8 protein-coding genes are annotated in these 8,176 nt (G+C 66.0%); 3 read left to right on the top strand and 5 right to left on the bottom strand.

All coding sequences use genetic code 11. The annotated features are described in order from the left end of the window. Window positions 1-294 precede the first annotated feature (294 nt). Window positions 295-846, top strand: coding sequence for a BPSL1445 family SYLF domain-containing lipoprotein (locus tag V7P99_RS14485; protein WP_333795541.1), 552 nt, complete (start codon window positions 295-297; stop codon window positions 844-846). A 237-nt stretch (window positions 847-1,083) separates the two neighbouring features. Here the strand turns inward: V7P99_RS14485 and V7P99_RS14480 are convergent, their stop codons facing one another. Next, entirely contained in the window at window positions 1,084-1,557 is a 474-nt protein-coding gene (locus tag V7P99_RS14480; RefSeq protein WP_333795540.1) for a YbhB/YbcL family Raf kinase inhibitor-like protein, read from the bottom strand. 136 nt (window positions 1,558-1,693) lie between these two features. Between V7P99_RS14480 and V7P99_RS14475 the strand changes: the two genes are divergently transcribed. Further along, window positions 1,694-2,677, top strand: coding sequence for a zinc-dependent alcohol dehydrogenase family protein (locus tag V7P99_RS14475; protein ID WP_333795542.1), 984 nt, complete (start codon window positions 1,694-1,696; stop codon window positions 2,675-2,677). Window positions 2,678-2,710: 33 nt separating this feature from the next. Here V7P99_RS14475 and V7P99_RS14470 read toward each other — a convergent pair whose 3' ends face one another. The 3 genes from V7P99_RS14470 to xseA all read right to left on the bottom strand — a co-directional run bounded on the left by V7P99_RS14470 (window position 2,711) and on the right by xseA (window position 5,367). Beyond that, window positions 2,711-3,202: a septal ring lytic transglycosylase RlpA family protein gene (locus V7P99_RS14470; protein WP_333795539.1), complete on the bottom strand. Its 492-nt coding sequence runs from the start codon at window positions 3,200-3,202 to the stop codon at window positions 2,711-2,713. Between the two features lie 90 nt (window positions 3,203-3,292). Further along, window positions 3,293-3,529, bottom strand: a complete 237-nt coding sequence (locus V7P99_RS14465) for a DUF2093 domain-containing protein (protein WP_333795538.1) — start codon at window positions 3,527-3,529, stop codon at window positions 3,293-3,295. Window positions 3,530-3,630: 101 nt separating this feature from the next. After that, window positions 3,631-5,367 (bottom strand): exodeoxyribonuclease VII large subunit, encoded by a 1,737-nt coding sequence (xseA, locus tag V7P99_RS14460; RefSeq protein WP_333795537.1) that lies wholly within the window; start codon window positions 5,365-5,367, stop codon window positions 3,631-3,633. A gap of 83 nt (window positions 5,368-5,450) precedes the next feature. Here xseA and purD point away from each other — a divergent pair, with 83 nt between their 5' ends. Then, window positions 5,451-6,737, top strand: coding sequence for a phosphoribosylamine--glycine ligase (purD, locus tag V7P99_RS14455; protein WP_333795536.1), 1,287 nt, complete (start codon window positions 5,451-5,453; stop codon window positions 6,735-6,737). Between the two features lie 126 nt (window positions 6,738-6,863). Here the strand turns inward: purD and V7P99_RS14450 are convergent. Continuing rightward, on the bottom strand, window positions 6,864-8,176 hold a 1,313-nt coding region (locus V7P99_RS14450), incomplete at its 5' end, for a PQQ-dependent dehydrogenase, methanol/ethanol family (RefSeq protein WP_333795535.1).

Genomic DNA, 8,176 nt, shown 5'->3' with positions numbered 1-8,176 from the left:
CTTGCATCTTCTGTTGAACACCCGAGGCGGTGCGCGGCAAGAGTGCTTCCGGAAAGAAGCACGAAGAAACAAAAACCTAGAGCCGTTCCCCTGTTTCCACTTAAAGCGGAACGGCTCTAGCGCAGCAGCGGATCTGAGACCTGGGCGTTTCTCGATGCGAGCGCTCGCTTGCGGGCTTTTTTGCCGGCCTTCGGTAAGACGGCCCGCATCACCGCCACATTCGTTCCTGCTTTTCAGTGGACCTTGAACAAGCCGGTGGTTTGCATCGGCGTGAAATGGGGGGGATCCACCTGCATGTCGCCGAAATTGCTTTTGCTCAATCTGCTGCTCGTGTTCGCGCTCGTGACCGGGACGCCGCATGCAGGAACGGCGGCCTCCGCCTACGAGATCGATGCCGACGTCGATGCTGCGCTGCACCGCTTCTACAATACCGTCGGCGGCTCCCGTGAGCTCGTGCGCGAGGCAGCAGGCGTGCTCGTCTTTCCGTCGGTAGTAAAGGCCGGCATGGGCTTTGGCGGCGAATATGGTGAAGGCGCGCTCCTGCGCCACGGCCGCGTCGCAGGATACTACAACACGGTCTCCGCCTCGGTGGGCTTCCAGCTTGGCGTGCAGGCGCGCACCGTCATCATCCTGTTCATGACCGAGAGCGCGCTGGCGAGCTTCCAGAGCAAGCACGGCTGGAAGGTGGGCGTGGATGGATCGGTGGCGCTGATCACGGTCGGCATTGGCGGCTCCGTCGATACCAACCAGATCAAGAAGCCGGTGATCGGGTTCATTCTGGATCAGAAGGGCCTGATGTATAACCTGACCCTCGAGGGCTCCAAGATCAGCCGCATCAGCCGCTGAGTGTCGCGCCGCCCAGAGCGCCTCCACTCTTGCCGGAACCGGATTGCGCTGCGTAAACGCGCTCAAATTATTTTTTTGAGAGAGGATTCACGTTCTCGATGGACGCGTGTCCGCGCCCACCTCAAACGATCAGGCTCTAAAGTGCTTCCGGAAAAGTGGGAACCGGTTTTCCGGTAAGAAGCACGATCAAGCAAAAGCTTAGAGCCGTGCCCCGATTCCTCCTAAACCGGAACGGCTCTAAGCCTTGATGTAAGTCCCCATGAGCACGGCCTCCGCCAGCACGTGCCCCCTCATGGCCGCCTCGACATCCGCTTTCCGCGGCGAGGAGAGACCGTCGAGACGGACATCGAGAGCATAGAGCTTATGGAAGTACCGATGCCGGCCGATGGGCGGGCAGGGGCCGCCGTAGCCGGTGCGATCCCAGTCATTGAGGCCATTTTCGGCTCCCTCCGGCAGCGCGTCGGCGGTTACGGCTTCGGCCAGCCCGCTCGAATCCGGCGGCAGATTGTAAAGAACCCAGTGCACCCACACACGCTGCGGCTTGGCGGGATCGGGCGCATCGGGATCGTCGACGATCAGCACGAGGCTCTGCGTCCCATCCGGGATACCGCTCCAGGCGAGCGGCGGCGAGACGTCGTCTCCCTGGCAGGTATGCTTGCGCGGAATGTCGGTGCCGTCGGCGAAGGCCGTCGAAGTGAGCGTCAAGGTCATGATGCGATCTCCCATCGCGGACAATGGACCCAAACCTATCAGACGCGGCACGAAGCCCAAAACACGGGGCGCGCGTTCTGTGGCATGCTGAGATCCTCGACCGGGATCTGGAGCGAGGCCGCCGATGCCTGAGATGATGAAAGCGATGCTCCTCGATGCACCGGGTCTGCCCTTGCGGCTTGCGGATGTCCCGCGGCCCGACCCGGCTGCCGGCGAGATCCGCGTCAAGGTCGCGGCCTGTGGCGTATGCCGCACGGATCTGCACGTTGCGGATGGCGATCTCGAGCACCCGAAGCAGCCCATCATTCCCGGCCACGAGATCGTTGGCCGCGTGGAGAAGCTCGGGCCCGGCGTCACGACCTTCGCGCTGGGCGATCGCGTCGGCATTCCATGGTTGGGGCACACCTGCGGCACCTGCCCTTACTGCCAGAGCGGGCGTGAAAACCTCTGCGACCGGCCGGGCTTCACCGGTTATCAGATTGATGGCGGCTACGCGGAATACGCGGTGGCTGACGCCAGCTATTGCTTCCCGATTCCGGAGGGCCTTGGCGATGTCGAGGCGGCCCCGCTCCTCTGTGCCGGCCTCATCGGCTACCGGTCGCTGCGCATGGCGGAGCCGTGCCGCGTGCTCGGCATCTATGGGTTCGGCGCCGCGGCGCACATCGTGGCGCAGGTGGCGCGCCATGAGGGGATGGAGGTGCTCGCCTTCGTGCGTCCCGGCGACACGGCGGCTCAGGACTTCGCGCGTGCGCTCGGCTGCATCTGGGCTGGCGGCTCGGACGAGGCGCCGCCCCGGCCCCTCGACGCCGCCATCGTTTTTGCACCTGTGGGTTCGCTCGTTCCGCAGGCGCTGGCGGCCGTTCGCAAGGGCGGCACCGTGGTGCTCGGCGGCATCCACATGAGCGACATCCCGTCCATGCCCTACAGCCTATTATGGGGCGAGCGCGCCGTGCGCTCGGTTGCGAACCTCACCAGGCAGGATGCTATCGACTTTTTGGCGCTGGCCCCGCGCATCCCGGTCAAGACGCACACGGAGGCGATGCCGTTGGCGCAGGCGAACGAGGCGCTCGGCCGGCTCCGCCGCGGCGATCTCACGGGCGCACTGGTACTGGTTCCGTGAGGTTGTGAAAAGCGCGGGGGACCGTGAAGGAATTTACCGCAGCGGGCCGCTGATGACGGTGACCTTGAGCGAGGCGACGCCCTTCTTGATGAAGCCGAGCTGCTCGGCTGCCGCGCGCGAGACGTCGAGCATGCGGCCTTTCCGATACGGGCCGGAGTTGTTGACGCGGACGAGAACCTGCGCCTCGTTTTCCGGATTGACCAGCACCAGGATTGTGCCGTTCGGATAGATCGGGCTCGCGGCGTTGTCGGGCAGATCCGGCCGATGCTCCTCGCCGGAGGAGAGCGCCGTGCAGGGGTTGTTCTTGTCCACCCGGCAGTCGTCATAATAGGAGGCGACGACGACCTCCTCATGCCCGATCAGCCCCTCCATCTCGGGGAGCGTCTTCACGCGATGACACACCTTGTTGTAGCAGTAGGTCTTCCCGGGCGTTTTCGCGGCAGCAGGCGTGGAGAAGGCGGCGGTGCCGGCGGTCAGCACCGCCCCTGCCGCAAGAAAGAACACACGGCGCATCTCGTCTCTCATTCGGCGTCGAATCGTCAATCGCGGGTGAGCCGCGCACCGGACGCCTGATTCGCAGCAAAAGTGTGGCTCATGTGGATGGGAGAGCCGCCGTCAGCCGGTGCGGCCCGCATGGCGAACGGCTTCCAGGTAGCGCGCGAGGGAGATTTCGGCCGTAGCGTAAGGCTCCTGCAACTCGACGCTCCAATAGCGCAGGTCGCCGAGCGCGATCTTCTGGCCGGTCACGGCACACCGGACGAACTCGCCAGGCGCCATCACCTGGAACTCGCCGTCGAGATAGCGGACTTGGGCTTCCCCCCAAATGCCGAACAGCTTGTCGAAGCGGTTCATGAACTCTCTGCCTTGGAAAAAAGGCGGTCGCGAAAGGCGCCGCTGCGTTCACATCGTCAATAGGGACGGCCGCGTCAAGGCGGCCCTCCGCAGGAACGGTATCAGAAAAGGGACCCCTGGTCGTCTCCCGGCTTCCGAGGCGGGGCGGGGGCCGTTTTGGCCGGCGCCAGCGGGCGTGCGGGTTTTGCGGCGCGCAAGGCGGGAATATCTGGCTGCGCTTCGGCCCTTACGCGCCCATCCGCAAACTCGATCTCGAGCGCGTCGCCTGCCGCCACGGCGTGTGCCGAGCGGATCGCCGCACCCTCAGCCCCACGCACGAGCGCGAAGCCGCGGGCGAGGACGCTGTGATAGCCGAGGGTCATGAGGAGCTTAGCCTGCCCGACGAGCGCATGGCGGCGCTGGGCCAAGCCAGTGGCGAGCGCGCGGCGGCTGCGGTTCGCAAGCCCGTCGAGCCGCTCGCCGCAGCGGTCGATACGATGGCGGATCGGCGCCGGCTGAAGACCGCCGGATGCCCGCTCGAGGCGGGCGCGGCGTACGGATGCCGTCTTGGCGAGGCATTCGCGAGCCCGCTGGGCGAGGCCATCGAGCCGGTCGGTGCCGCGCGCGATACGTACCGCGAGCAGCCGGGGCTGGAGGCGGGCCGCGATGCGGACGTGACGCGTGTGGTGCGCCTGCGTGTTGGCGCCGAGCGCGCGCCCAAGGCGCACGCCCGTGGCATCCATGCGCTGACGCTGATGGACGACGAGCGAGCGCGGGCTCGGCAGGCGTCCGGCGATCTGGAAGAAGTGCGTATGGCACCGCTGCACCCGGGCGCGGAGCGCGCCGTCCAAGCGGTGCGCGGCGTGATCAAGCCGCTGGCGGGGAAGCGCGGCCAGATCCTCGGCGCGCGGCAGCCCACGCTCCGCCGATCTGAGATCGCGACGCAGGGCTTCGAGCGCGCGGCGGATGGCGACGGTGAGCCGGAGCCCGAGTTTCCCGGTCTCGGCCAGAAGGTCCGAATGCTTCGGCACTGCCCATTCGGCGGCTTTCGTCGGTGTCGGCGCGCGGGCATCGGCGACGAGGTCGATCAGCGTCCAGTCCGTCTCGTGGCCCACCGCCGAGATGACGGGTATGGTGCTCGCCGCCACGGCGCGCACCACGATCTCGTCGTTGAAGCCCCACAGGTCCTCGAGGCTGCCGCCGCCGCGCGCGACGATCATCACGTCCGGACGCGGGATGAGGCCGCCCTCGCCGACGGCGTTGAAGCCGTGGATCGCGGCCGCAACCTCGGCGGCGCTGCTGTCGCCCTGCACGCGCACCGGCCAGACGATCACGCGCGTCGGAAAGCGCTCCGTGAAGCCGTGCAGCATGTCGCGGATGACGGCGCCGGTGGGGCTGGTCACGATGCCGACCACGCGCGGCAGGAACGGCAGGGCGCGCTTGCGCTCCTCGGCGAAGAGACCCTCCGCCGCAAGGCGCCGCTTCCGCTCCTCGAGCTGCGCCATCAGGGCGCCGAGGCCGGCCGGCTCGAGTGTCTCGATGACGATCTGGTATTTCGACGAGCCGGGGAACGACGACACCTTGCCGGTGGCGATCACCTCCATGCCCTCTTCGGGCTTGAATTTGAGCCGGCTCCAGACGCCGCGCCAGACGACGGCGTCGATCTTGGCCTTGTCGTCCTTGAGGGAGAAGTAACAGTGGCCGGACGCATGCGGGCCGCGATATCCCGAGACCTCGCCGCGCAGGCGCACATGCCCGAAACCGTCCTCCAGCGCCCGCTTGACGGCATGGGACAACTCGGAAACGGTGAACTCGACGACATTGCCGGCCGAGCTCGGCGTGGAAGAAGAAGCAGCCACGAATCGGTCCTTGCTTGTTTGCCGGGCCAACCATGATACACGAAGGGCGAAAATCCCTCCAAGACGGCCAGGGCTCCTGACCCATGAATGTTCTCCTGATCGGCGGTGGCGGGCGCGAGCACGCTCTTGCCTGGGCTCTCAGCGCCAGCCCGCTCATCGAAAAGCTCTATGCGGCGCCCGGAAATGCCGGCATCGCCGATGTGGCCGAATGCGTGCCGATTGATGCCGCCGATCACGCGGCCGTGCTGCGCTTCATCGGCGAGGCTGGCATCGATTTCGTCGTCGTCGGGCCGGAAGCCCCGCTCGTGGCCGGCCTCGGTGATGCGCTCGCGGAAGCGGGCATCAAGCACTTCGGTCCCTCGCAGGCGGCGGCACAGCTCGAAGGTTCCAAGGGCTTCACCAAGGATCTCTGCCGCGAAGCGGGCATTCCGACGGCCGCTTATGGCCGCTTCAAGGATGCGGCATCCGCAAAAGCCTATCTCGTAACCCAGCCGGTGCCGATTGTGGTCAAGGCGGATGGACTAGCGGCAGGGAAGGGTGTCGTCGTGGCCGAGAGCCGCGCGGAAGCCGAGGCGGCAATTGACGCGTGCTTCGCCGGTGCGTTCGGCGCAGCCGGTGCCGAAGTCATCGTCGAGGAATGTCTCGTGGGCGAGGAGGCGAGCTTTTTCGCGCTCTGCGACGGGACGACGGCGCTGGCGCTCGCGACCGCCCAGGATCACAAGCGGGTGGGTGACGGCGATACGGGCCCGAACACCGGCGGCATGGGCGCCTATTCGCCGGCCCCTGTCATGACGCCGGGGCTCGTCGAGCGCACGATGGATGAGATCATCCGCCCGACGGTCGCAGCCATGGCCGCGCGCGGTACGCCGTTCAAGGGCGTGCTCTTCGCGGGCCTCATGATCACGGCGGATGGACCAAAGCTCATCGAGTACAACGTGCGCTTCGGCGATCCTGAGACGCAGGTGCTGATGATGCGCCTGCAGTCGGACCTGCTCGCCGCCATGGTGGCGACGGCGGACGGCGTGCTCGATCACTTCGACCTGCGCTGGAGCGACGATGCGGCGTTGACGGTGGTGCTGGCCGCCAAGGGCTATCCGGGCACGCCGGAGAAGGGGACGGAGATCCGCGGTCTCGAGGCGGCGCGGGAGGTTGCGGGCGTCGAGATCTTCCACGCCGGCACACGCCGCGACGGGGAGCGCATTCTGGCCGACGGAGGCCGCGTGCTGGCCGTCACGGCGCTCGGCGCGACGGTGGCGGAGGCGCAGGCCCGCGCCTACGAGGCGATCTCGAAGATCGATTGGCCCGGCGGCTTCTGGCGGAGCGATATCGGCTGGCGCGCTGTGCTGCGCGAGACGGCGGCCGGGCAATGATGCTCAGCAGAAGCCGGCACGGATCGCTCCGCGCCGGCTGGAATGTGTGTGTCGCTCCCTGAAGTCTCAGTCATCCGAGACGCGGGCCTGTGTCCGCTCAGGAAGAAGGAATGCGCTCCAGCGAAGCTACGGCAGCGCGTAGACGGTAAGCGTGCCGCCGAGGTCCGTGTACTGCTTGAGGCCGACGTAGTTGCCGACCGCGCCGAGTCCGTCCGTCGGCTTGTCGAGACCAGCCGCAAGGCCGATGCCTGCCCAGCCGCCGACACCCGAGAAGATGCCGATGTACTGCTTGCCGTTGATGGCATAGGTCATGGCGTTGCCGATCGAGCCGGACGGGAGGCGGTTCTTGAACAACTCCTTGCCGTCCTTCTGATCACGGCATTTGAAGTAACCCTCGAGGGTGCCATGGCAGGCAAGACCGCCGGCCGTTGTCAGCACGCCCGACCAGACCGAGAAGGGCTCGTCGATAGCTTTGACGATCTCGCCCTTGGCCGGATCCCAGATGGTGAACTTGCCGCTGTTGGTCTGTCCCACCGGTGGGAACATCGATACCGTCGCGCCCACATACGGCTGGCCTGGCGTATACGAGACTTTGAACGGCTCGTAGTCCATGCAGACGTTGTTGGTTGGAACGTAGATGTACCCCGTCAACGGTGAGTAGGCCACCGGCTGCTGGTCCTTGAAGCCAAGGGCTGCGGGGCAGATGTTCTTCGTGTTGACGTCGGGCCCGTTGAGGAACGTGGATTTTTCCGGGTTGACCTTCGGGCGGCCATAGGTGGGACTCGACTTGTCGAGATCGACGCCCGACGACCAGTTGAGCGCGGTGTTGAACGGCTTGGCGATGAGCGGCTCACCCGATAGACGGTCGATTGTATAGCCGAAGCCGTTGCGGTCGAAGTGCGCGAGCACGTCGTGCTTGGCGCCGTTGACCTCGAGGCCGTCGATCAGGACGGACTCGTTCACTCCGTCATAGTCCCACTCGTCGAATGGCGTCATTTGGTAGGCCCATTTCGCCATGCCCGTATCGGGATCGCGGGCAAACAGCGTCATCGACCACTTCTGGTCGATTGGCTTGCCATCCGGTCCCGCCCGCTGCGCCGGGTTCCAGGTCGAGGGGTTACCCGTTCCGTAATAGTAGAGATTGTTTTCCGGATCGTAGGCCGCGTAGCCCCAGACACTCCCGCCGCCGATCTTCCATTGATCGCCGCTCCAAGTCTTGAGCGAAGAGTCCTTACCGACCGGCTTGCCGAGCGACAAAGTCTTCTCAGGATCGACGAGGATGTCCGAGTCCGGCCCCATAGAGTAGGCGCGCCACAAACGCTTGCCATCCTTCAGGCTATAGGCCGTGAGCGAGCAGCGGACGCCGAACTCCGCGCCCGACGTGCCCATCAGCACCTTGTCCTTCACGATGGTCAAGCTGCCGGTGTGGGTCTCGCCTT

The sequence above is a fragment of the Hyphomicrobium sp. genome (genome assembly GCF_036780825.1).
In the GTDB taxonomy this organism is placed as follows: Bacteria; Pseudomonadota; Alphaproteobacteria; order Rhizobiales; family Hyphomicrobiaceae; genus Hyphomicrobium_C.
This window is presented reverse-complemented; position numbering and strand designations above follow the sequence as displayed.